The organism is Clostridiaceae bacterium HFYG-1003 (genome assembly GCA_024579835.1).
Taxonomy (GTDB): domain Bacteria; phylum Bacillota; class Clostridia; order Clostridiales; family Clostridiaceae; genus JG1575.
The window spans coordinates 1689973-1712942 of record CP102060.1 but is presented as its reverse complement, the minus strand read 5'-3'; the positions used below and the strand labels follow the sequence as shown (position 1 = coordinate 1712942).

Genomic DNA, 22970 nt, shown 5'->3' with positions numbered 1-22970 from the left:
GATGACTCCGACCATGAACGTACTATACATTGACCATTATGCCGGCTCAGAAACCCTGGGGATGGAATTTCGCCCCTTTTACCTGGCTCATGAGTGGCGCAGGGCGGGAATTGACACGACCATCCTGGCGGCTGATTATTCTCATCTGCGCAGCCATAATCCGGACATCGGCGAAGACCTGGAAGAAAAAGTCATTGACGGGGTCCGCTTTTGTTTTCTAAGGACCAGGCATTATCACGGCAATAATTTTGACCGTATTCTGTCTATGGCGCAGTTTGTTCAGAAGGGCATGAAAGCCGCCGATGAACTCATCCGGCGCTACCAGCCGGATGTGGTCATCTGTTCCTCCACGTATCCAATGGATACCTGGATCGGGCAGAAAATCAAACGAAAATCCGGGGCGATGCTGATCCATGAGATTCATGATCTCTGGCCGCTGTCACCGCGCCTTCTGGGCGGTTATTCCAAGCATCATCCCTTCATCGCGGCGATGCAGGTTGCGGAAGATTCGGCCTACCGTCAATCGGACTGCATCGTTTCGGTTCTGCCGAATGTGAAGCCCTATATTCAGTCCCGAGGCTTCACGACTCCGGTAATCCACATTCCCAATGGACTGCCGCCATCCTATTTCAAGGAAGCCGGCACTCCGCCGGAGGTCAGCGACCGCGTCGCGAACCGGATTCAGAAACTGAAAGAGCAGGGGAAATTTGTCGTCGGTTATGCCGGAGGCATCTCGGTCAGCAACGCCATGGAGGATTTGATCCGCGCCATGATTCATCTGAAGGATCATCCCGAGATTGCCTGCGTGGTTATCGGTGACGGCATTCTGAAGAGTGAGCTCCTTCGCCTGAAGGAAGAGCAACAGCTGAATGGGGTGCATTTTGAAGATCCCATTCCCAAAGCTCAGGTCATTGGGACACTTTCTGAATGCGACGCGCTGTATCTTGGCAGCCAGCCTTCGCCGCTTTATGAATATGGAGTGTCCGCCAACAAGATCTTCGATTATTTGCTGGCTGGCCGTCCCATCATCAACGCCTGGGATACGGAGCACAGCCCGATGGATGAAGTCGGGAATACCCTGAAAGCCCGTGCCGGAGATGCCCGGGACATTGCTGACCGGATCCTGGAGGCGAAGGGTCTGAAAGAGGAAGAACGAACAAAGATTTATGAGGAATCCAGACGTTTTGTCCGTGAAATGCATCACTATGGCAAGCTGTCCGATGACTTCCGCAGATTATTCCGTAAACGAAAAGAGGATAAAAAATCATGATGAAAAATGAACTGTTGAAGAAGATTCAGGATCGTGCGATCACGGTCGGGGTCGTGGGACTTGGCTATGTCGGCCTGCCGCTGGCCGTGGAAAAGGCAAAAGCCGGATTCCAGACCATCGGCTTTGACGTCCAGGAGCAGAAAGTGGACTGGGTGAACGACGGCCATAACTATATCGGCGATGTGGTAGATGACGATCTGAAAACCCTGGTTCAGCAGGGCATGCTGCGGGCCACCAATGACTTCTCGTTTATCCGTGATGTCGACTTCGTCGCCATCTGCGTTCCGACGCCGCTGGATGCGTATCAGCAGCCGGACATCAGCTATGTCAAGAGTTCTACGGAAGCCATAGCGGGGTACCTGAAAAAAGGTAGCATTGTGGTTCTGGAGTCCACCACCTATCCCGGTACAACGGAAGAACTGCTGAAGCCGATTCTGGAGGCTGGCTCAGGACTGACCTGCGGCGAGGATTTCTATCTGGGATTCTCTCCCGAGCGGGTCGATCCGGGCAATAAACATTACAATACCAAGAACACCCCGAAGGTAGTGGGCGGAGTCGGCAAGGATGCCACCGAAGTCATCGCGGCCATGTACCGGGCGGTTCTGGCCGGCGATATTCTGGAAGTTTCGTCTCCGGCTGTCGCTGAAATGGAAAAGATCCTGGAAAACACCTACCGCAACATCAACATCGGACTGGTCAATGAAATGGCGATTATCTGCGATAAAATGGGCATCTCCGTCTGGGAAGTGATCGACGCGGCCAAAACAAAGCCTTACGGCTTCCAGGCCTTCTACCCGGGCCCGGGTCTGGGCGGCCACTGCATTCCGCTGGATCCCTATTATCTGACCTGGAAAGCCAGAGAGTATGATTATCACACCAAGCTGATTGAAACGTCGGGTGAAATCAACAACTACATGCCCCAGTACGTCATCGAGCGCGCCGCCCGGGTGCTGAACCGGCATCGGAAACCGCTCAACGGCTCCAAGATCCTGATACTGGGTGTTGCCTACAAGAATGACATAGACGACTACCGCGAATCCCCGGCACTGAAAGTCATTGAAAACTTTGAGAAGCAGGGCAGCGAAGTGACATTCTTTGATCCCTACATCCCGGAATACAAGTTCAAGGGTCAAAATCATCAGGGACTGACGGAACTCACTATCGAAACCGTGGGACAGTATGACCTGGTTGTGATCACTACGGCCCATGGCGTCATGGATTATGAAGCCATCAACCGGGAAGCCCAGGCGATCCTGGATACCCGGAATGCCATGAAATACATTGCGGATCGGTCCAAGATCGATCTGTTATAGGAGATATGTCATGAAATTTGCAATTATCGGCTGCGGCCGGATTTCGGTTAATCATTTTGCGGCGGCCCAGGCCAACGGCCTGGAGATTGTTGCCATCTGCGATGTGATTCCGGAGAGAATGGATGAAAAGGCACAGGCGTTTGGGCTTGCCCAGGTTAAGAAATACACGGATTACCGTGAGATGCTCAGGCATGAGGCCATCGACCTTGCGGCCATCTGCACCGAGTCGGGCAAACACGGGTCCATTGCCCTGGACTGCATTGATGCCGGGGTTCATCTGATCATTGAAAAGCCGATCACGCTGTCCCTGCCGGAAGCCGATGAAATCATCCGGCGCAGTACGGCCAAGGGGGTAACGGTGTGTGCCTGCCACCAGAACCGGTTCAATAAATCGGTCCAGAAGATCCGTGAGGCCATGGAACACGGCCGGTTCGGCCGTCTCCTGCACGGAACCGCCCACATCCGCTGGAACCGCGGTGAATCCTATTACAGCCAGGCTCCCTGGCGGGGAACCTGGGAACAGGACGGCGGCGCGCTGATGAATCAGTGCATCCACAATATCGATCTCCTGCGCTGGATGATGGGCAATGAGATCGAAGAAGTGGTCGCCTACACCGACAACCTGATGCATCCGTTCATTGAGGCGGAAGACCTGGGCATGGCTCTGGTCAAATTCTCCAACGGATCCTACGGCATCATCGAGGGAACAACGAACATTTTCCCGCAGAATCTGGAAGAAACGCTCTACCTGTTTGGTCAGGACGGTACCGTTAAGGCCGGCGGAAAATCCGTCAACATTATCGAAGAATGGCTGTTCCGTGACCAGCTGGATGATCCGGAAGAGATCAAAACGGTGTACCATGAGAATCCCCCCAATGTCTATGGGTTTGGCCATACGCCGCTGTATCAGGATGTCATCGCTGCCATTCGGGAAGGGCGTCCGCCGTACATCACGGCGCAGGACGGACGCAATGCCCTGGAACTGGTGCTGGCCATCTATCAGTCGGCGGCGTCCGGCAAGCCGGTCAGACTGCCCCTGACAGAGGTGGCATCCACCGACTTTGAAGGCCGGTTCAGCGACCGGATCGATGTCGAGCATGTTGCCCAGGTCAAACGCAGGCTGCGGGAGACCAACTGATGAGCGAATCGATGGAACAACATCTGCCAGAGGCTGCTCCGGCCTTGGAGAAGGACTATTTTGTCCATGAGTCGGCATATATCGATGAGGACGTACAGATCGGCACTGGAACAAAGGTTTGGCATTTCGGCCATATTCAGCGGGGTGCCCGCATCGGGGAACACTGCTCCCTGGGACAGAATGTCAATATCTCGAACAATGTCATCATTGGCAGCGGAGTCAAGATTCAGAACAACGTGACGGTCTACGAGGGGGTGGAGCTGGAAGATTATGTCTTCTGCGGCCCCTCCATGGTATTTACCAACGACCTGACTCCCCGGGCCAAATATCCCAAGGGACGGGTCGGCTATCTGAAGACAAAAGTAAAATATGGCGCATCGATCGGCGCCAATGCCACCATCGTATGCGGCGTCACACTGGGCGAATGGTGTCTGATCGGTGCCGGTGCCGTTGTGGTGCGGGATGTGAAAGCCCATGCCCTGATGCTGGGCAGTCCGGCCCGTCAGCGCGGCTGGGTCTGCGAATGTGGCAAGGTTCTGCCCGGGGAACTGCACTGCAGCTGTGGTCGTTCCTATGAACTGACTGAGACCGAGGAACTGAAGGAGTTGAAATAGTTGGAATTCAGAGATCTGAAAAGCCAGTATCTGGCACTAAAGGAAGCCATTGACCCCAGAGTCATGGAAATCATGGGCTCCGCCCAGTTCATCGGCGGGAAGCCGGTGCGGGAGCTGGAAGAAATGCTGGCAGATTATGTCGGAGTGAAGCACTGCATCAGCTGTGCCAATGGCACGGATGCTCTGATGCTGGTATTGAAGGCGTGGGGCATCGGACCCGGCGACGCCGTCTTCGTTCCTGACTTTACGTTTTTCGCCTCCGCGGAGGCTGTCAGCGTAACCGGGGCGACCCCGGTGTTTGTCGATGTCCTGGAGGACACGTTCAACCTCGATCCCAAAGCATTGGAACAGGCCATTCGCAAGGTTCGGGCGGAAGGCCGCCTGACCCCGAAAGCGGTGGTAGCCGTTGACTTATTTGGTCTGGCGGCGGATTATCCGACCCTGGAACCGCTGTGCCGGCGCGAAGGCCTGAAGCTTCTGGAAGATGGGGCGCAGGGATTTTCCGGGGCCATCGGAGATCGCCGAAACTGCAGTTTCGGTGATGCTGCCACCACTTCCTTCTTCCCGGCCAAGCCGTTAGGCTGCTATGGCGACGGCGGAGCGGTCTTCACCAATGATGATGCAGTGGCTGCGCTGATCCGCTCCCTGGCGGTGCACGGCAAAGGGGAGGAGAAGTATGACAATGTCCGCATTGGGTACAATTCACGGCTGGATACGATCCAGGCGGTGATTTTACAGGAAAAGTTCAAGGCCCTCAGAGACTATGAGCTGGATGACATTACCGGAGCAGCCGCCAACTACGACGATCTGCTCCGGGGTGTGGCTCAGACTCCCATCATTCCTCAGGGGTATACCTCCGGCTGGGCGCAGTATACCATTAAATGCAAGGATGAAGTGCAGCGCGATCATGTCATGACCGAGCTCAAAGCCCGGGGAATTCCTACCATGGTGTATTATCCCAAACCGATGCACCGGCAGACCGCCTATGCCAACTTGGCCGTCAATGAGGCGGAGCTGGCGGTTTCAACCGACCTGTGCCGGCGTGTACTGGCTCTGCCATTGTCGCCCTATATCACGCCAGCGGATCAGGAAGCCGTTGCTGCGGCGTTAAAGGACGCTCTTCATGCCTAAGAAACCGCTCACCCCGGAGGAAAATCTGAACCAGAAACCTGCGGCTGAAACCACCAGCAGCTCAAAGGGAAAGTCTGCCCGATCGGCGGTCATCCTGCTGATGGCATTGTCAGCATTTACGAAAGTGTTCGGATTTATCCGCGATATCCTGCTCGGCCGGTTCTTTGGGATCGGTGAAACGGCCGAAGCCTACAAAATCGCTCAGACCATCCCCATGATCATCCTGATGATGGTGGGGACAGGAATTTCCACGGGCTTCATTCCGACCTTCAACCGGACTCAGATGAAGAAGGGCAGGGACCAGGCCCACCGGTTCCTGGCCAATACAACCAATGTGACGATCCTGATCGGGATCGTCTTCAGTCTCATTGTTACGCTGTATCCCGGATTTTTTGTGAAGCTGTTTGCCTCAGGCTTTACCGGCAGCAAGCTGGAACTGACCAAGCAATTCACCCGAATTGCGGTGTGGGGCGTGGTATTCTCATTTATGAGCTATCTGCTGCAGCCCTATCTGCAGATTCACGACAACTTCTGGGTGCCGGCACTGGTGGGGATTCCGATGAACCTCGTGTTCTATCTGTCCTATCCAGCCGCAAAGTACCTGAATCCTCTGTTCCTGCCCATCGGGATTGTTCTTTCGGTGCTGGTTCAGGTTCTTTGGATGATTCCTTTTGCCCGGCGGCTGGGCTATCGCTGGCAGCCGGTGATTGATTTTCAGGACCGGGAACTCCAGCATCTGCTGGCTCTGGCGGCGCCGGTGGTGCTGGGAGTGGCTGTCAATCAGATCAACGTTGTCGTGGACAAGACCATGGCTTCCCGGCTGCTGGACGGCGGGGTGGCTTCTCTGGACTATGCCAGCAAGATGAATGGCTTTGTACAGGGGATCTTTGTTTACTCGATCATCGCCGTCATCTATCCCAAGATCAGCAAGCTGTTTTATCAGAAAGATCTCAAAGGAGTGGAGGACATGACAACCAATTCCATGGTGACCATGGCGCTGGTAGTCATTCCGTGTGTCATGGGGCTGATGGTTTTAAGCCACCAGATCATCTATCTGCTGTTTTTTGGCGGAGAATTTGATGAACGGGCCGTCAATCTGACCGGCGGCGCCATGTTCTATTATGCGCCGGGCTTGATTGGTTATGCCTTCCGTGAAATCTTCTCCCGAATTTTCTATTCCATGAGTGATTCCAGAACCCCCATGATAACAGCGGCCATTGCCGTTGGAATCAATGTGGTCCTGAACCTGTTGCTGTCGAGTTTTATGGGCATCAATGGCCTGGCTTTGGCTACCTCGATTTCCTCACTGATCAGTGCCGGCCTGCTGGTAATTATCCTGCGCTGGCGCGGAGAGATTTCGCTGCAGTATCGGTCCATGGCAGGGAAGCTTTTAAAAATCACGTTCGCGTCCCTGGTAATGGGTGCCACGGCATGGTTCTCGTTCCATCAGCTGGAAGCAATGGCGGGGACAAAACTGGGTGTTATGGCTTCCATTCTTCTCTCTGCCGTCGTTTATGGTCTTCTGATCTTGTGTCTGAAGATCCCCGAAGTGGATCAGATCGTCCAGGCTGTCTGGAAAAAGATTCGTCGGGCCTGAAGCATAAGTTGAGCAACTCTTTGCCGCCGGCAGAGAAAGGAGCATTCGCATGAAAAGAATTCTTGTCATTTTTGGCACGAGACCGGAAGCCATCAAAATGTGCCCCCTGGTTCTGGAACTGAAAAGCCGCGAGGAGTTTGAAACCATTGTCTGTGTTTCCGGCCAGCATCGCGAAATGCTGGATCAGGTGCTGGATGTCTTTGGCATTGTGCCGGATCATGATCTTTCCATTATGAAACCCAGACAGACCCTGAATGACCTGACCACAAATATCCTGACGCGGTTAAAGAAAGTGCTGGAGCTGGAAAACCCTGATCTGGTCCTGGTTCATGGCGACACGACCACAACCTTTGCCGCTTCCTTAACCTGTTTCTATGAAAATATCCCGGTGGGGCACGTAGAGGCAGGGCTGCGCACCTTTGACATTCATTCGCCCTTTCCCGAGGAATTCAACCGACGGGCGGTATCTTTGGTGGCGGATCTCCATTTCGCCCCGACGGCTACTGCCAGAGAAAATCTGCTGCGGGAAGGGGTTGACCCCGCGCGTGTCTTTGTGACGGGCAACACGGCCATAGATGCTCTGCGCACCACGATCAGCCCGGACTTTGAGCATGATGTGCTCGATTGGGTGGGCGACTCCAAAATGATCCTGATCACGGCTCACCGCCGGGAAAATCAGGGGGAACCGATGGATCACATGTTCCAGGCACTGGCTCAAATCTTGCAGGAGAGACCCGAATTGAAGGCAGTCTACCCGATCCACCTGAATCCGGATATCCGGGCAACCGCCGATCGGATCCTGGGTCACTTGGACAATCTGCTGCTGATTCCCCCGCTGGATGTTCTGGAGTTCCACAACATTATGGCTCGGGCTTATGTAGTCATGACAGACTCCGGAGGAATCCAGGAAGAAGCGCCGGCGCTGGGCATACCTGTTCTGGTCATGCGCAACACGACCGAACGGCCGGAAGGGATAGAATCCGGCACCCTCAAACTGGTCGGGACCCAAATTGAGGAAATCACCACAGCCCTGTATCAGCTCCTGGATGACCAGGCCGAGTATGACCGAATGAGTCAGGCCAGGAATCCTTACGGCGACGGAACGGCATCCAGACAGATCGCGCAGATCCTGTCGGAGACCATGAATCGCTGATCCGGCAGTTCGCTCTGGCGGATTGCCTCAGTCATAGCAAAAAATCGGATAAGACACTTCATTCAAATATTAATTCAGCAAAAGGACTCCGAATTGCCGAAGGGCAGCCGGAGTCCTTTGCTATTTTCGAAAGCGTTAGTTCCCTGCGGGGACAACACTTTGGAACAGCGCTTTGGGGAAAGCGCTGTTCCGGGTCAGGTTTTTTGTTAATATGTGCTTATTTTCTCCGGTTCGACATTCTAACACGTAAAGCGATCCGGCAGCGGTTGACGCCTGAAAAGCCCGGTGATAGGCTTAATTTGGGTCTTTCCGAGAATGAAAGAATTTCCGGGCAAACCGATGATCAAGACGGACAAATTTCTATTTCTTGATCGATATGGCAGCTATCATTAAGCGGATAATCCTGGATAGCAGCAAAGCCATTGCCAGGTAATTCTGCTTGGAATCGGAAAGTCCATGGATTGACGAATGGTGGCGAAAATAGAAACACATGACATTTTAGAGGGGGAGAAAATGAAGATTGCAGCAGCAGGGGATAACTGCATCGACTGGTATGATGAGGCCGAAACGGGGTATCCGGGAGGGAATGCGGTCAATGTGGCCGTCTATTTTAAGCGACTGGGGGGAGAAGCCTCCTACACCGGAGCGGTGGGGCCGGATGATCATGGAACCATTCTGCGCAGCGCGTTGTTGTACAAAGGGGTCGACATTACTCATCTGTACACTCTTCCGGGCCAGACGGCAGTGACGCATGTTGCCGTCAAAGAGGGAGACCGGATCTTCGGGGCCTATGAAGAAGGAGTGGTGGGTGACTTTGATCTGCAGGCGACTGACATCGACTTTCTGTGCGATCACGATCTGGTAGTCACCGGCTGCTGGGGACATCTGGAACACCACCTGGCCGGTCTGAAACAACGCGGACTACAGACCGCCTATGACGCGTCGACGGACCCAAACAGTCCCGCAGCTTATCTGGCGGCAGCATCCACAGATTATTTCTTCTATTCTGCGCAAAGCCCGGATGGTCCGGAACTTCGCAAACAGATGGCGAATATCAAAGCCCGGGGACCACGTCTGGTCATTGCGACCCTGGGTGAATCCGGCAGTCTGGTTTTTGATGGTACTGAGTATCATCAGTACGGCATTGTCCCCTGTGAAGCGGTGGACTCACTGGGAGCAGGAGACAGTTATATCGCGGGTTTCCTCAAAGGCATTCTGCTGGACCTGCCCATCATTGACTGCATGGCACTGGGGGCAGAAAGTGCAAGCATTACGCTGGAATATAAAGGAGCCTGGTAAGCAGCTCCCTGGAGCAAAGCACAATCAAGCTGAGTCATCGGTAGATCCGACTGATTCCCTCATCTCGGGATCAGCGTGATCTGGCTGATTCCCTTTGAAATGACTACACGGCAAATAAAACTCAGAATTCGTCAGGTGCAAGGATTCTATTGGAAGAAGGAGTGAAGAACATATGTTGAATCTGGATGTCGAACGGCAGGTCATGAGCGTAACAGGGGCACTGGAGCTGCGGCCAAGGATTGAAGCGGTGGTGGACCAGTTCTGCCAGGTGGGCTATGATGCTGTTTTCATCATGGGCATTGGGGGAACCTGGGCGTCCGGTCTTCAGACACAAGCTCATGTTAAGGCGAGAAGCGCCATCCCGTTTGATGTAGAACATGCATCGGAATATCTGACTACCGGTAACCGAAGGATTACGGATCGTTCCATCGTTCTGTTCTCTTCGGTCACCGGCACTACGGAAGAGATGGTACAGGCATCGAGAAAAGTGAAGCAGACCGGTGCCAGGATTCTTGGATTCATTGATCTGGAACATACCGCGTTGGAGGAGTTCTGTGATTATTGCATCTCCTATCCGAAGAATGAGCAGCTGAAGTTCTTTATGACGGCTGATCGATTTCTGTATCAGGCTGGAGATTTTCCTGAATACGACACATATTATGAAGAGATGGAGGCGCACCTGCCGCAGGCTCTCGCCGAAGTGGAGAAAGCAGCGGATGAATGGGCTCAGGAGTTCGCGGCGGACAAATACCGCTACTGCCTGGAGAATCCGCACATGCCGCATTATTTCATTGGTTCAGGCACTCAATGGGGTGCGACCTATTCCTATGCCATGTGCTACTGGGAAGAGCAGTTGTGGCTCCGGACCAAATCCATCAGCGCAGCCGAATTTTTCCACGGAACACTGGAAATCATTGATGCCCAGACCCCGGTGGTGCTGTATATCGGAGAGGATGCCCAGCGTCCCTTAGCGGAGCGAGTGGCCAGATTCCTTCCGAAAGTGTGCAGAAACTATACGGTGATTGATTCGAAAAACTACGAGCTGAAAGGAATTCGGGAAGAATACAGAGGCTCTGTTTCCCACTTGATTTTAAGAGCTGTGAACAATCGCATCGATGCCCATATGGAACGTGAATTTTGCCATCCCATGGGGATCCGGCGCTACTACCGTCAATTCGATTATTAGGATCTGCCGGTATCCAGGTGAAAAGTGAATGCAGACAAGGGACCATACGATCGTATGGTCCCTTGTTCATGAAATGCAATTTAAGGCAGGGGAAAGAGAGTATAGATTTCATCTAGAAAGGAGCAGTCTGTGACTGTTTACTGGACAGGTGCCATAAGCACAAAATCGGCTGAAATATAGTACTTGCGTCCATCCAAATTCAGTTCATACCAGCCATTGAAGTTGTTGCCAAGGATGACCTGATCTCCTTTGTACAGCTGGGTGACAACCGGGAAATCAAGGCCTGGTCCAGATCGGACATTAACGGAGTCCTCCAGGACTGTACCATTGGGGGTTGTTTTCAAATACAGTGGAGTGGTATCTGTGGCAGGACTGGTTTGCGGCTGGGAACCGGCTGATGTTGTGGATCCGGCACCAGGGGTTGGGTCAGCGGCCGCAACCGGCGTAGTTGAATTTTGCGCTGTCAGGTTTTCAAATTCCGTTATTGCCAGTGATTCTTCGGGACTCAATGTCTCTTTATGGCCAAAGAAGACCATGAAGGAGAGGACGGCAACCAGGAAGATCATGTACTTCAGGATTTTCATCGTAAAAAATACCTCCAACCGGATTGGATGTCTGTTGTTATTGGGAATGAGTTTGATTAATTAATATCATCAGTTCATGATTAATTATAGCATAAGTGTTCAGTTGTGCCGTGAATTTTTGGCCAGGCTCATGACATTTGCTTGAAAATTCTTGATACGGAGTGATCAGTGTAGCGAATTCATTAATAAAAAGAACAATACGAAAAGGATGAAAACGCCGGAACAGATTGAGTTCACGGATAGGAAACCTCAATGGATGAGTAGGAGGTCTCAAACCAGGGATATTGAATGGACTTCATGAAGCAAGGCAAGAAATTGCAGACCCGATTTGTCATGTGCTGATGTTGTTTCTGGAGATAGGAAAGGCCTCTGGAAATGTTTCCAGAGGCCTCTAATTATTCACTTTACTGATTGGATCCGGTCATGGTCTTGACGGAGACGAATTCACTCTTGATGTAGAGCTGAGTTCCGTTGATGGAGACTTTCCACCAGCCGCCGACCAGTTCTTCTACAAGCTGAACTTCATTTCCCTTAAACAGCTGCATAACTGCCGGGAAATCTACGCCGGGTCCTTTTCTGACGTTGACACTGTCTTCCAGAACGATTCCGTACTTCAGGTCGGAAGGAGTTCCTTCCGTCATCGTGGGTACAACCGTTTCGGAAGCTACCTGAGTCGGAGCAGCCGGTTCACTGTCCACTTGAGCGATAAATTCCTGGACATAAGACTGTTCTTCGGCTGTCAGTGTTTCTTTTGGACCTAATACAATCATCCAAGCCATGACAGCGGCTAAAAAGAAGGTGTATTTGATCACCTGGCGTCCGATACTTTTCAATTTACCATTCAGTATCATGCAAACTTGCTCCTCACGTATAATTATGATTTCACCTTTTTCATTATATAACGAATCAGGCGAATGTAAAGTGTATTTTCCGAGAATTCTGTTGATGTCAGTTGATTATTTTACTCAGCCGGCACGCTGGTGCGCCATACGCCGCCGCGTCTTGAATCAGCCGCGCCGTCCACGGTTTTGGTGACCGGATCAAACAGCAGCGCCTGGATTCCACCGAAGTAGATCGAGTCATCATTGACTCGGATGGAGTAGCCCATGCGGTTGAGATCTTCAGTCACCTGGGCGTTGAGTGCACGTTCTGTTTTAATGACGTTCTTATCAGCAAAGATTCGGTACCGTTCCATGGCATCGCTCAGCGGAAGGTTGTAATAAACGTAGTTTGCCACGCCTTGAGCGAGCATGGAAGGGATTCGAGCGCCGCCGGGAGATCCCAGTCCAAGCACTTTGCCATCCTTGATCATGATGGAAGGGGTGATAAAGGAGCGGGGACTTTTGCTGACACCCCAGTAGCCGGGATTTTCATCGTAATCGTTGAAGTTTGTCAGCAGGTTGTTCATGAAGAATCCTTTGGGGAACTTTCCGGTTCCGAAGAACGTACCCAGAGTATTGGTCATGGAAACCATCATGCCCGTCTTATCCACGACAACCAGGTGGGTGGTGTGGGATTCTTCCTTCGGAGCATAGGTGGGGATGGGATCAGCCATACCGGTGGTTCCTGCGGGGGTTGTGGAGGCAGGATCCCCGGGGTTGATTTCTGAATCCTGGTTCGGAATAAAATCATTCTGATCCAGTTCGGTCTTCACCCCTGGCTTGATCTGGGCTGCCAGCTTCTGAGAATAAGTTTTGCTGGCCAGCGAGGTTGTGTCGATAACATCGACCGAAGGATCAGCCAGTTCCAGGAAGCGGGAGCGATAGGCCAGATTCGTGATGTCGGCAATGAAGTGATAATACTCCGTAGAGTCAACAGAGTAGTTCTGCAGCTTGACGTATTCCATCATGTTCAGCATCTGTACGAAGGTAACACCGGACATTGGGGGGGATGCGGTAAAGATGTCCCAGCCCTCGAAGGAGCCCTTGACCGCTTCGTCCACATACATGGTGTATCCTGTAATATCGGACACATCCAGACCGGTCACGGCTTTGGCCAGTTCGGAGGCAAAGGGTTCCTTGTAGAAGGAGCCCAGCCCGTTATCCTGAAGATACTTCAGGGTGTCAGCATACTCCGGCTGTTTCACGAAGGTCTGCATGACGCCGCTGGGGAAGAACAGGTCATTGGCTTTTTTATCGAGCAGGTTGCCGAATTTATAGCGCTTCCAGATATCAAACAGAGTGGAGTCCATCTTGAAGCCATTGGCGGCAAGCTGCCGGGCGGGTTCAATGAGAGTTTTTTCATCCACCGACCCGAAGGAAGCGATAAGATACTCCAGACCTTTCGCCAGTCCCGGAACGCCGGTTTTTTTGCGAAGGTTCTCCGGATTGGCGGACGACTTTTCGCGGTACATGATCTGAGTGACTTTCTGATCCGCCGGGGTATAGACCAGAGCGGCGCCCGCTCCGCCCAGACCGGAAGCATGAGGTTCTACCACGCTGAGCACCAGAGCGGCGGCAGCGGCTGCATCTGCGGCATTTCCGCCCTGTGCCATAACTTCCATGGCGATATCTGCGGCAATGCGGTTTGAACTGGAGACGCCGTAGGCTCCGTCAGCGGTGACCACGGTAGTGGTGGTATTGCCAGGCTGAGTAGAAGGGTTGGTCGGAAGGGTCGAGACCCCCGGCACGGTTTTTCCCGTTGAGCCCGGTGTGGTGTTTCCGATGTTGACATATCCCTGGACATTTCCGGTTTCCCGGGTGTTCTGAAAGATCGCCATCAGTGGCTTGACTGCCATGGACAGGATGACGACAAAGCCAAGAACAACGGTCAGTTTGGATGCCCAGCTGCGATATCTGTTATTTTGATCTCCCATTAATTATCCCTCATTCTATTTCGTTCCCAGGTTGATGATGATTTTATCGTCTTTCACTTCCCACTCAATTTTGGAATCCAGATCCTTCGTCAGAAGGGCTTTCATTCGATTGAATTCCATGCCGGCCAGCGGGCCGCTCAGCGGGGATGGACTTGCTTCATTCACCTTCATGGGGGTGAGTTCAACCGTCTTGGATCCGTCGTCGTGTATTTTGAACTGGGCGACCACGGAATCCTTGGTTTTGGACCAGCCCTGGTCAAATACAAAATTGCCCAGTGAGTAGAAAATTACTTTGCCTTTGTAGATTTCCACCGGCTGCAGCGTGTGGGAATGATGTCCCACGACAATATCCGCTCCGGCATTGACCAGAGCCCGGCCGATTTCTTTCTGCCTGGGGTTAGGTGATGAATCATATTCTACGCCCCAGTGAGAATGAACAATGACCAGGTCGGCATTCTTTCGGGCTTCCTTGACGATCGGCAGCACATCGGTGAGCCGGGTTTTGTTGGCACCGGCCTGATGATCGGTGGAATAACCCCACTGATAACCGACATCGGTCATCCCGACCGTTGCTACGACAAAGCCATTGTAATCTTCATAATGGATCTGTCCGGACTGGAATTTGTTCAGTCCGCCGCCGATGGCGGCAGTTTCAGTTTTTGCAAAGGTGTCCAGCGTTTCGGTGAGTCCGGCTACCCCGTAGTCCATGAGGTGATTGTTGGCCAGGTTCACGGTTGTAAACCCAATAGAGGACAGGTAGGGGGCAACATCGGCCCGGGCATGAAGGTAAATGCTTTTATCCGGCAGTTCATACTCTGATTCATCCCGCAGAATGATCGGATTTTCGAAGTTGCCCGTGTTGTAGTCGGATGCGTCCAGATAAGGTTTGGCGTAACGGAAAAGGAAATCATATCCCTTGCTGTCCACGACTTTCTGCACATTTCGGCCGAACATCATGTCACCGACCATGGTTGCTGTAAATTTCGCGTCTTTGGTTACCACCACCTGAGCGCTGGCAGTAAAGGCATTGGCCAGCTGTACGACCAGATACAACACAATGAGCCCTAACAGGAGCAGTACCGCCTGGCTGTCAGTCTGACGCCGGTTCTTTTTCTGGAACAGCATGATGCGTTCCTGAAAACTCAGATTTTTATATTTATTTGGCTTTTGGTTTCGTTCTTCCATAGGTCCCTTCCTTTTCCTAGAATATGATGTTGTATCCCAGGATGATGAGATAAGTGAGCGCTGTCATCAGAACAGTACTGGTAACGGTGAGAACGACGCCTTCCTTATGAATCGTGTTGGCGATGAGTCCGGGAACAATAACGCCGATTCCGCGGAATTCATGGATCTGAAAGGGGACGATGGGATACAGAAAGTCAAATACCAGTTTCAGCAGCAAGCCGACGGTAAGCATGGCGGCAAATTTGCGCTTTCCATAAAGAATCGTGAAACGCCCGATTCCGTGAACTACAATCAGATAGGTCAGCAGAGCGAAGATGAACACATAGGCGATGAACATGGGCTGGTCAAAAATCAATGACAGGTATCCCGGAACAACCAGACCCGATGGGGAAATACCGGTGACATCGTTATAAATCAAGCTGACAACAATTCCTACAACTAAGGCAATATACAGATCAGTACCGAACATGGTGATTAATCCTCCTGAAGATTCCGTGAAAGATAGTTTGAGAATTTTGGACTGGTTGATTGAAGATTTCTATATAAGTCGGTGTGTTCACTGACCTCTTCCAGGGCTTCCAGAAGCGGCTCGCCGTCTCTGTGGATATTGCCGACGGAGAAGATGACCGAATTCGGTTCCTGTTTTCGAAGTTCCTTCATGATCGAGGCAATGGGAGCGTCTTCCATGTTTATATACTCCGGTGCCTGATACTTGCCTTGCTGATAAGCCTGAGTGATGGGATGAGTGATCTGACCCATGGCAATGATTTTCTTTACGTTCATATAAGGCAGGACATCATCGGCGAACTGCTGCGACCGGTCGACCCGGTCGGGCCGGCAGTTCATAATGACTGTAGCATTTTCCGTCTGATAGCCCAGGGCATTGATTCGCTCCAGCATGGACAGCGTAGAGGAGGCATCATTTACGGCAAAGCCATTGATGAAGTAAACATTTTTGCCGAAGGAGGGCAGGCTCCAAACCTCAGCAGCACCCGGATCCGGGTGAGCGTGCAGCATTCCTCGGAACGAGGTTTGCCGGTCAATGCCGAGCGCATCGGCGACTGCCAGCGCCAGCGAGGCGTTTTGAGGGAAAACCATGTATTTGAATTTTTTCAGGAACGCTTCTGAGATCAGGTTGTCATCCGCCACATAGACCTTGGTTTTGCGGCGGCGGGCGATCCGTTTATAGTAATTGACGTATTCATTATTGGAAATGATCAGCTGTCCGTTGTAGGGGATCGTATTGGTGAACCCTTCCGCAATCTGGTCCAGGGTTGGCCCCATGACGTCCATGTGATCTTCCAGGACGTTCACAATGACCACCAGATTGGCCTGTACGAATTCTTCCTGCAAGGCTTTCTGGTAATCCGGATTTACCGCCATGCATTCCGAGACCAGAGCGTCGGCTCCTTTTTTAGCAGCTTTTCGAACGACGGATTTTTGTTCCGTTATGTTCGGACCTTCCGGCCGGCGGTAAATGATCTCCTCTTCCTCGGAGTCCCAATAAATCATTCGGGCTGCGGAGCCGGTAGTTTTACCAACCACCTGATAACCGGCTTCCTTCAGGATTCCGGTGATCAGTCGGGTAACCGTGGATTTCCCTCGAATTCCGTTGACGACAATTCGCAGCGGGATTTGATCAATATTTTTTTTGACCTTTTTCTTTTCCATGACGCCAAGCGCGAATGCGCCAGCCATGATGACCGGAATCAATGTTAAATTCTGCATCTCTTTAACCTTTATTTTCATATTTAACGTTAATATTGTGCCCAATTGGCACACACTAAATCTTAACACATCCACTGTTCAAACTCTACCTTCAATATAAACTTTTCATTAGATGGCAAGGTGTTTACAGGTTGCATTCAGCCATCTTCCCGGGGAGTGAATCAGGTGGTTTCGGATGGAACCGGATGATGTCAGACCTCAAACAAGCTTAATGGACGGACGTGTCCAAATCATGTAGAATTTGAGGCAATTTAGTGACAAAAAAATGACACCGGACCAGTCAGGAGATCCTAGTGTTCCGAATCATTCATTGCCATCGAGAGTGGGAAGTATGTCGAATGTAGAAACGCAAAAAAAACCGGTCAATGACCGGTTTGGATTAAGGCAGTTTTCATTTGCTGAATCGTAAGGGACAGACCCTGCTGAATGGGCGTGACCGGAAGAGTCAGGAGTTGGTCCATCTTTTTTGTCGACAGGAAAGACCGCTCAATATCACCAGGTCTGGGTGGACCAAAGCGAGGCGGCTTTGAAAAGCCAGTGAACCCGGCAATCAGTTCATACAGCTGTAGTATGCTGGTCTCAACTCCGGTGCAGACATGAATGGTTTCCTGTCCAAAGCCCGTAAGGCAGCGCAGATTAGCCTGAGCCGCGTCGTTCACAAAGAGAAAGTCACGGGCAGCCTGCCCGTCTCCAAAGATTACCGGGGTGCTGTCATGGAGCATGGCCTGACTGAAGATTGATACCACACCACCTTCTCCGGATGCATCCTGTCGCGGACCGTACACATTGCTGTAGCGCAGGATGGTGTAGTCCAGGCCATACAGTGCGTGATAGACCTGAAGATAGTGCTCCACTACCTGCTTGCTGACTCCGTAGGGAGAGAGGAAGGAGATGGGGTGGGACTCATCGATTGGCAGATATTGGATTTTGGCAAACATCGATGCCGAGGCGGGATAAATGATCTTGCGGACGCCTGTTCTGACGCAGGCTTCCAGAAGATTCAGCGTTCCCAGGATATTGACGGAGGCGTCATGAAGCGGATGCTCAATACTCTCAGGGACGCTGATTTGAGCCGCGTGGTGAATGACCACTTCCGGGGCCAACTGACTGATCACCTCAGTCAATGCCGGATCTCTGACATCAAAGGTCAGCAGCGGGATCTCAGAAGGCAGATTGGAACGATGGCCATGACACAGCGAATCAATCACCGTCACTTCATGGCCTTGCAGCAGTGCCAGTTCAGCAATATGTGAGCCGATGAACCCGGCTCCTCCGGTTACAGCTATTTTCATTGCCCACCTCTTTGGCTGCAGTGCGATGCGAATGGGTTAGCACTGCGGATATCAATTATTATCCTTATTATAAGGCAGGACAGCAATGTATGATCATTCTTTGCAAGGCAGCAGATAATTTTTGATGATCTATTATTGATGATCAGTGGCAAAGTCACTACAGGGTGGATTTCAGCTTGGCCAATGCCAGATCCTTCATGTAACGGACTTTCCGGTAATTCTTGCTGTATTTGTCGGCATATTCTTTCAGACCGCCATAGGGGTTCATGATGTAATAGGAGATAAGGTCTTTCTCTTCGGTGGAGAGGGTATTGTAACTCTCCTTGAGGGCCCGCTTGTCCAGGTTGTACAATACCTGGGACTCGGTATTGGCTGAATCATCCACCAGCAGGTCCATTAATTCCAGGCCGGAATCTCCTTCGGTGTTTAAACTGTCTGGCTCGGGCTTGGACAGAACCTTGCGGCATTCAAATTTCAGAGCGTTCTGCATGCAGCGGATAATAAAAGACGGCGCTGTGACCAGCTCCTGTTCGTTCAGGCGATAAACGGCATATACGATGGTCTGGTAACAGACCTGCTTGAGATCTTCAAATTCATAGCCGCGAAGGTGATAATAGTTGCACTGCTTTACCACCCAGCCCTCAAAGCTCTTGATTACCTGAAACATCGCTGCCTGATCTCCATTCTTTGCCAAAAGCAACACATCGGTTTTCATCTACTTGGTACTCCTTTAGAGAAAATTGTTCCTACAATAATTCAATATGGTATCATTAGGATAAAAAGCAGGTGTATTTATATTTCCGAAAATAAAAAAATATAGACAGATTTTTGCGCTATTATTATATTTGTCCTTTATTTACGGATTGTCAATGATAGATTGCATATAATCTGAGGGAGGGATCCACATGAGCGTGAAGACAAATGCCATGCGCCAACTGGACAAAGCCAGGATTTCATATCAGATGGTTGATTTTTTGCCTTTGAAGGAAGATGAGGAACTCAGCTACGATGAAATATCTGCCCGAACGGGGGTGCCAAAGGAGAAAATTTATAAGACCATTCTTGCTGTCGGTCATTCAGGATCCTACTGTGTCCTGGTTGTCCCGGGTGAAGCCTCCGTTGATTTGAAAAAAGCTGCAAAGGTCCTGGGTGAAAAATCCATCGAGCTGGCAGATGTCAGGGATCTAGAGAAAATCACCGGCTATGTTCGGGGCGGATGCTCTCCGGTAGGCATGAAGAAGCAGTTCCGGACGGTGATCGATCAAACGGCAGGTACTAAGGAGTACATTATGGTTTCCGCCGGCAAGCGGGGATTCCAGTTGAGACTCGTTCCAGAGGATCTGATTTCTTTTGTAAAAGGATCCGTGGCAGACATTTGCGCCGGTACTGATTAAAGTGATTCCCACTCGCGCTGCCCGTCAGAATCACTCAAAAAGCCTCCATGACCTCAAGGACTACAATGGCTTCAATAGTTGCAATGACTTCAAGTGTCTCGAAACAATAATGGCAGAACGCTATAAACGATAAGACCATCGGATGATCTTAACCTCACTTTATGGGAACCATCGACCCTAGGAACCACCGTCAATAAGAATCGCAGGCCATCAGTACCTCAGGCCATCAGTACCTCACGCCATCAGTACTTCGTACAATAACAATCCCCGTTCGGTCAGATCACCAGATGAGATCAACCGGACGGGGATTTTTTAGCTGCTTATGATATTTTTTATTTGATCATATGGGTTCATCCGCCCCCCTGGGAAAGCGGGGAATAAAAAGCCATTCAATGGACTCTTCCGGTGAGGAATAAATGCCGACTGCGCCCTCTGCGGAAACACAGTAGAGGATGTCCGGATCCGGCGGATTGATTTCATCGTGGACTGTACAGACGGCCAGGAGAGAAGCTTTGTCATGACATTCTTCGGTTTCCTGGAATCGCCAGTTGGAACAATGTTTCGCGGCTTCGAGAGCAGCCAATGTCAGAGTCTCGATCTTCTTCAAGACAGATCACCCGTTTCCCGTGCTTTCGCTTTGTCACAGCCTTCTGCCTGGTTATGAATGATTCCATCCCAGCCGGAGATTGTCGCGCAGACGCCGGTTTCCTGCCACAGTTCATCTTTGAGCTTCAGAATTTGCTGTGAATCCTTAATTCCATGAACGATCTCGATGCTGGAAGCTGTTCCCTTTTTGCCGAAAGTCAGCTGGAGGTGTTGCTGATCAATGCGGATTCGTTTCAGGTAGTCTTTGCCGGAGCCCTCTGTGTCCCAAGGGTATACCTTGCTGCCCACCAGCAGGCCTATGTTTGAGATCACAGTATCGCCATGAGTCCGCTGCATCTTCCCACTGGCAGTTTTCAAGTAGCTGGAAGGGAAGGTCCAAATCGCATTGCTGGTTATGCGCCGGGCATGAAACAGGTGCTGGTTCAAAATGAGCAGAAGGACCCATAAAAGCAGATTGATCCCCATCAGTAAATAGGGGAAATCCTTGGATGTCAGTGAGGACCACATGGTGACTGCGACTGACAGAAGTAAGAGTGCTGTGAGAAGGAATTTTTGTTGCTTTATGACTTTCATACGATGTCACACTCCGTGCAAATAATGATTTATGTAGAGGGAGAAAAGGGCCACAGGCCGGGCCATGAAGTTGTGGATGCCGGTTCGTAACATGCAAACGCCGGTCTCTTTGATTCCTAATTATAAGGGATGAACGCCTAATAATAAACAGATTATTCACAAATAATTACGGAAATGTTAACGTTATAACTTTTTATGCATTCTCTTATATTTTAGTGAATATTGTTGGCTGAAACTGCGAATTAAGCTAAAAAAACAACACCACCCCGAATCGAAACTGAGGTGGTGTCAAGGAATATCTGCTATTTACGTACACCGAGCAATCCACCAATGGCCATCTGCCGGATTTGGAATGCTGTCAAGCGTTCGTCCGTATAGAGGCGTGGAACCACGAAATCAAAAATGCTGAAATCGGAGGCGACCACTCCACCAGGCAGACCGATAACCGGACAGTCCTGATGATATGCCAGCATGAACATTGCTCCTGGCAATACCGATGTTCCATATATCACTACTTGATCGCAGACTTCAGCAATGGCGTCCTTTGTGCAGTCATCGGGATCCACGGACATTCCTCCGGTCAGCTGCACCATGGTGCAGCCTTCATCCAGGAAATCCCGGATGGCCTGTTCAATCGCTGCCTGCTCATCGCCTGGGTAGCGAGTTCCGGCAATCACACCGCCTAATTCTTCATTGCGGCGAACCAGAATGGGCCCAAAAGCATCCGCAATTCGTCCGTCCGATATTTCGGATCCAGTGATAATCAGACCGACTTTTTTCGGAAGGTATGGATCCACCCGAAGGAGAGCAGGCCGGGAGCTAAATGTATCTTCGATGGCTTTCAGCTCTGATTCGGGCTTGAACAGGGGAATAATCCGGCAGGAAGCCAGGAGGTCGCCTTTTTTTACAGCCAGGTTCGGAGTTCGGGTTGAGTAACAGATTTCAGGATCTTCAAGGAGTTCCATGAGACCAGATTCATCCAGACGAAAGACACCTGCGCAGGGACTTTTCAGGTTGACTTTTCCTTCCGCCGGTTCAGTGATTATGATGGATTCGTCGCAGGTTGAGCGGGCAATGCGCAGCCCGGCTTCATCTTCATGAACCCCTGATTCGGATCCGTCGGATACATAAACATTCTTCTTTCCAATATCGAGTAAAAGCGGAATATCATTTGCTGTAATCAGATGACCCCGTTTAAAAAAAGCGCCTTTTTCTACCCCGGGAATAATCCGGGTTAAGTCATGGGCAAGAGTCATTCCGATGGCGTCTTCCACCCTCATTTTCTTCATGCTGATTCCTCCTGATTGGAACTTCTGACCCGCGAATGGGCAGATTGATCGATTGACTGCGCCGGGCTAAACCCAATGTCTGATTGGTATCACTATCTATTATAACCATTTTTCATGCAATTGCTTCCTTTTGCTTTTCCGTCTCAATCTTATTTTTCCTTCTCGACTCAACAGATCAGCTGAAAAAATCAGCTGGATCTTACCGCCTGATCGATTCGTCGATCCCATGATCCCGATCGATTCTCCCATCGGTCAGACCATGGCATTGCCCGGATGGATTCGCCGGGATGACCGGCTCAGACCACCGGCCGGGACATTCGGAGGGTGATCACTTAAAAGCTCTTGATAGCACAACACACAGCTGTTCCAGTGGGGGGAGCGCTTGAAAGGATGCGGCCTCACGGCAGGAGGACATGAATCCGGTGATGTATACCCTGTTTTCGGGGATCGGGCAACGATCGGACCTGGCTTGGAACGGATGCAAGCGACGGTTTTAGAACAACGAGTCATTATGGCAAGAATTGCCAGGACGTGAAAGACTTATCCGAACAGGACAGGACAAAGCTTAACAGACATTGACAGGAATCTGTTTCGAGAGTGTTTGAATGATGCCAGTTGCAGTCATGCATAAGTTGCAGTCATGCATAAGTTGCAGTCATGCATACGTTACAGTCATGCATAAGTTGCAGTCATGCATCCGTTTTTCACAAAGGGAACGTGATGCTATAATTTAATGGTTGACTCATGGCATCCTTCTGTGCAGTGGCACCAGATTCAATGCCTAGATTGACCGTATTAGCTTA

The 22970-nt window shown here is 51.1% G+C and carries 21 protein-coding genes; 10 read left to right on the top strand and 11 right to left on the bottom strand.

What is annotated here, in order from left to right; all coding sequences use genetic code 11:
* Positions 1-13 precede the first annotated feature (13 nt).
* From NQU17_07740 to NQU17_07700, 9 genes are all read left to right on the top strand, one after another.
* Positions 14-1270: a glycosyltransferase family 4 protein gene (locus NQU17_07740; GenBank protein UUM13433.1), complete on the top strand. Its 1257-nt coding sequence runs from the start codon at positions 14-16 to the stop codon at positions 1268-1270.
* A complete protein-coding gene (locus tag NQU17_07735) occupies positions 1270-2583 on the top strand; it encodes a nucleotide sugar dehydrogenase (GenBank protein UUM13486.1) in 1314 nt (437 codons plus the stop codon). The genes NQU17_07740 and NQU17_07735 overlap by 1 nt, the downstream gene beginning before the upstream one ends.
* A gap of 10 nt (positions 2584-2593) precedes the next feature.
* Positions 2594-3721, top strand: a complete 1128-nt coding sequence (locus NQU17_07730) for a Gfo/Idh/MocA family oxidoreductase (GenBank protein UUM13432.1) — start codon at positions 2594-2596, stop codon at positions 3719-3721.
* Positions 3721-4335 (top strand): N-acetyltransferase, encoded by a 615-nt coding sequence (locus NQU17_07725; GenBank protein UUM13431.1) that lies wholly within the window; start codon positions 3721-3723, stop codon positions 4333-4335. Before NQU17_07730 ends, NQU17_07725 begins: the two co-directional genes overlap by 1 nt.
* The gene (locus NQU17_07720; GenBank protein ID UUM13430.1) at positions 4336-5466 is read left to right on the top strand and encodes a DegT/DnrJ/EryC1/StrS family aminotransferase; all 1131 of its coding nucleotides are present in this window, start codon (positions 4336-4338) and stop codon (positions 5464-5466) included.
* The gene (gene murJ, locus NQU17_07715; protein ID UUM13429.1) at positions 5459-7063 is read left to right on the top strand and encodes a murein biosynthesis integral membrane protein MurJ; all 1605 of its coding nucleotides are present in this window, start codon (positions 5459-5461) and stop codon (positions 7061-7063) included. Before NQU17_07720 ends, murJ begins: the two co-directional genes overlap by 8 nt.
* 49 nt (positions 7064-7112) lie before the next feature.
* Positions 7113-8216, top strand: a complete 1104-nt coding sequence (gene wecB, locus NQU17_07710; GenBank protein UUM13428.1) for a UDP-N-acetylglucosamine 2-epimerase (non-hydrolyzing) — start codon at positions 7113-7115, stop codon at positions 8214-8216.
* Between the two features lie 513 nt (positions 8217-8729).
* Positions 8730-9515 carry a fructoselysine 6-kinase gene (frlD, locus tag NQU17_07705; GenBank protein ID UUM13427.1) on the top strand — a complete coding sequence of 262 codons (786 nt, stop codon included), beginning with the start codon at positions 8730-8732 and terminating at the stop codon, positions 9513-9515.
* A 172-nt stretch (positions 9516-9687) separates the two neighbouring features.
* Complete coding sequence (locus NQU17_07700; GenBank protein UUM13426.1) at positions 9688-10701, top strand: SIS domain-containing protein; 1014 nt, start codon at positions 9688-9690, stop codon at positions 10699-10701.
* A gap of 137 nt (positions 10702-10838) precedes the next feature.
* Here the strand turns inward: NQU17_07700 and NQU17_07695 are convergent, their stop codons facing one another.
* The 8 genes from NQU17_07695 to NQU17_07660 form a co-directional block, all read right to left on the bottom strand.
* Complete coding sequence (locus NQU17_07695) at positions 10839-11285, bottom strand: SH3 domain-containing protein (GenBank protein UUM13425.1); 447 nt, start codon at positions 11283-11285, stop codon at positions 10839-10841.
* A 404-nt stretch (positions 11286-11689) separates the two neighbouring features.
* Complete coding sequence (locus tag NQU17_07690) at positions 11690-12136, bottom strand: SH3 domain-containing protein (GenBank protein ID UUM13424.1); 447 nt, start codon at positions 12134-12136, stop codon at positions 11690-11692.
* A gap of 110 nt (positions 12137-12246) precedes the next feature.
* The gene (locus tag NQU17_07685; GenBank protein ID UUM13423.1) at positions 12247-14100 is read right to left on the bottom strand and encodes a gamma-glutamyltransferase; all 1854 of its coding nucleotides are present in this window, start codon (positions 14098-14100) and stop codon (positions 12247-12249) included.
* 15 nt (positions 14101-14115) lie between these two features.
* Positions 14116-15285: a CapA family protein gene (locus NQU17_07680; protein UUM13422.1), complete on the bottom strand. Its 1170-nt coding sequence runs from the start codon at positions 15283-15285 to the stop codon at positions 14116-14118.
* A 16-nt stretch (positions 15286-15301) separates the two neighbouring features.
* Entirely contained in the window at positions 15302-15754 is a 453-nt protein-coding gene (pgsC, locus tag NQU17_07675) for a poly-gamma-glutamate biosynthesis protein PgsC (protein ID UUM13421.1), read from the bottom strand.
* Between the two features lie 5 nt (positions 15755-15759).
* Positions 15760-17013 carry a poly-gamma-glutamate synthase PgsB gene (pgsB, locus tag NQU17_07670; protein UUM13420.1) on the bottom strand — a complete coding sequence of 418 codons (1254 nt, stop codon included), beginning with the start codon at positions 17011-17013 and terminating at the stop codon, positions 15760-15762.
* A gap of 362 nt (positions 17014-17375) precedes the next feature.
* Positions 17376-18305, bottom strand: a complete 930-nt coding sequence (locus tag NQU17_07665) for an NAD-dependent epimerase/dehydratase family protein (protein UUM13419.1) — start codon at positions 18303-18305, stop codon at positions 17376-17378.
* A gap of 157 nt (positions 18306-18462) precedes the next feature.
* Positions 18463-19020: a helix-turn-helix domain-containing protein gene (locus tag NQU17_07660; protein UUM13418.1), complete on the bottom strand. Its 558-nt coding sequence runs from the start codon at positions 19018-19020 to the stop codon at positions 18463-18465.
* Positions 19021-19210: 190 nt separating this feature from the next.
* Between NQU17_07660 and ybaK the strand changes: the two genes are divergently transcribed.
* The gene (gene ybaK, locus NQU17_07655) at positions 19211-19699 is read left to right on the top strand and encodes a Cys-tRNA(Pro) deacylase (protein UUM13417.1); all 489 of its coding nucleotides are present in this window, start codon (positions 19211-19213) and stop codon (positions 19697-19699) included.
* Positions 19700-20039: 340 nt separating this feature from the next.
* On the opposite strand, the gene NQU17_07650 is transcribed toward ybaK, so the two are convergent.
* The 3 genes from NQU17_07650 to NQU17_07640 form a co-directional block, all read right to left on the bottom strand.
* A complete protein-coding gene (locus tag NQU17_07650) occupies positions 20040-20306 on the bottom strand; it encodes a hypothetical protein (protein ID UUM13416.1) in 267 nt (88 codons plus the stop codon).
* Entirely contained in the window at positions 20303-20878 is a 576-nt protein-coding gene (locus tag NQU17_07645; GenBank protein ID UUM13415.1) for a hypothetical protein, read from the bottom strand. The genes NQU17_07650 and NQU17_07645 overlap by 4 nt, the downstream gene beginning before the upstream one ends.
* Before the next feature lie 302 nt (positions 20879-21180).
* Positions 21181-22167 carry a molybdopterin-binding protein gene (locus NQU17_07640; GenBank protein ID UUM13414.1) on the bottom strand — a complete coding sequence of 329 codons (987 nt, stop codon included), beginning with the start codon at positions 22165-22167 and terminating at the stop codon, positions 21181-21183.
* Positions 22168-22970: the final 803 nt, after the last annotated feature.

What these genes read in the sequence shown, in the direction of transcription:
- NQU17_07740 (UUM13433.1), top strand. Translation starts at nt 14, where the DNA reads ATGAACGTACTATACATTGACCATTATGCCGGCTCAGAAACCCTGGGG.
- NQU17_07735 (UUM13486.1), top strand. Translation starts at nt 1,270, where the DNA reads ATGAAAAATGAACTGTTGAAGAAGATTCAGGATCGTGCGATCACGGTC.
- NQU17_07730 (UUM13432.1), top strand. Translation starts at nt 2,594, where the DNA reads ATGAAATTTGCAATTATCGGCTGCGGCCGGATTTCGGTTAATCATTTT.
- NQU17_07725 (UUM13431.1), top strand. Translation starts at nt 3,721, where the DNA reads ATGAGCGAATCGATGGAACAACATCTGCCAGAGGCTGCTCCGGCCTTG.
- murJ (UUM13429.1), top strand. Translation starts at nt 5,459, where the DNA reads ATGCCTAAGAAACCGCTCACCCCGGAGGAAAATCTGAACCAGAAACCT.
- wecB (UUM13428.1), top strand. Translation starts at nt 7,113, where the DNA reads ATGAAAAGAATTCTTGTCATTTTTGGCACGAGACCGGAAGCCATCAAA.
- frlD (UUM13427.1), top strand. Translation starts at nt 8,730, where the DNA reads ATGAAGATTGCAGCAGCAGGGGATAACTGCATCGACTGGTATGATGAG.
- NQU17_07700 (UUM13426.1), top strand. Translation starts at nt 9,688, where the DNA reads ATGTTGAATCTGGATGTCGAACGGCAGGTCATGAGCGTAACAGGGGCA.
- NQU17_07695 (UUM13425.1), bottom strand. Translation starts at nt 11,285, where the DNA reads ATGAAAATCCTGAAGTACATGATCTTCCTGGTTGCCGTCCTCTCCTTC.
- NQU17_07690 (UUM13424.1), bottom strand. Translation starts at nt 12,136, where the DNA reads ATGATACTGAATGGTAAATTGAAAAGTATCGGACGCCAGGTGATCAAA.
- NQU17_07685 (UUM13423.1), bottom strand. Translation starts at nt 14,100, where the DNA reads ATGGGAGATCAAAATAACAGATATCGCAGCTGGGCATCCAAACTGACC.
- NQU17_07680 (UUM13422.1), bottom strand. Translation starts at nt 15,285, where the DNA reads ATGGAAGAACGAAACCAAAAGCCAAATAAATATAAAAATCTGAGTTTT.
- pgsC (UUM13421.1), bottom strand. Translation starts at nt 15,754, where the DNA reads ATGTTCGGTACTGATCTGTATATTGCCTTAGTTGTAGGAATTGTTGTC.
- pgsB (UUM13420.1), bottom strand. Translation starts at nt 17,013, where the DNA reads ATGCAGAATTTAACATTGATTCCGGTCATCATGGCTGGCGCATTCGCG.
- NQU17_07665 (UUM13419.1), bottom strand. Translation starts at nt 18,305, where the DNA reads ATGAAAATAGCTGTAACCGGAGGAGCCGGGTTCATCGGCTCACATATT.
- NQU17_07660 (UUM13418.1), bottom strand. Translation starts at nt 19,020, where the DNA reads ATGAAAACCGATGTGTTGCTTTTGGCAAAGAATGGAGATCAGGCAGCG.
- ybaK (UUM13417.1), top strand. Translation starts at nt 19,211, where the DNA reads ATGAGCGTGAAGACAAATGCCATGCGCCAACTGGACAAAGCCAGGATT.
- NQU17_07645 (UUM13415.1), bottom strand. Translation starts at nt 20,878, where the DNA reads ATGAAAGTCATAAAGCAACAAAAATTCCTTCTCACAGCACTCTTACTT.
- NQU17_07640 (UUM13414.1), bottom strand. Translation starts at nt 22,167, where the DNA reads ATGAAGAAAATGAGGGTGGAAGACGCCATCGGAATGACTCTTGCCCAT.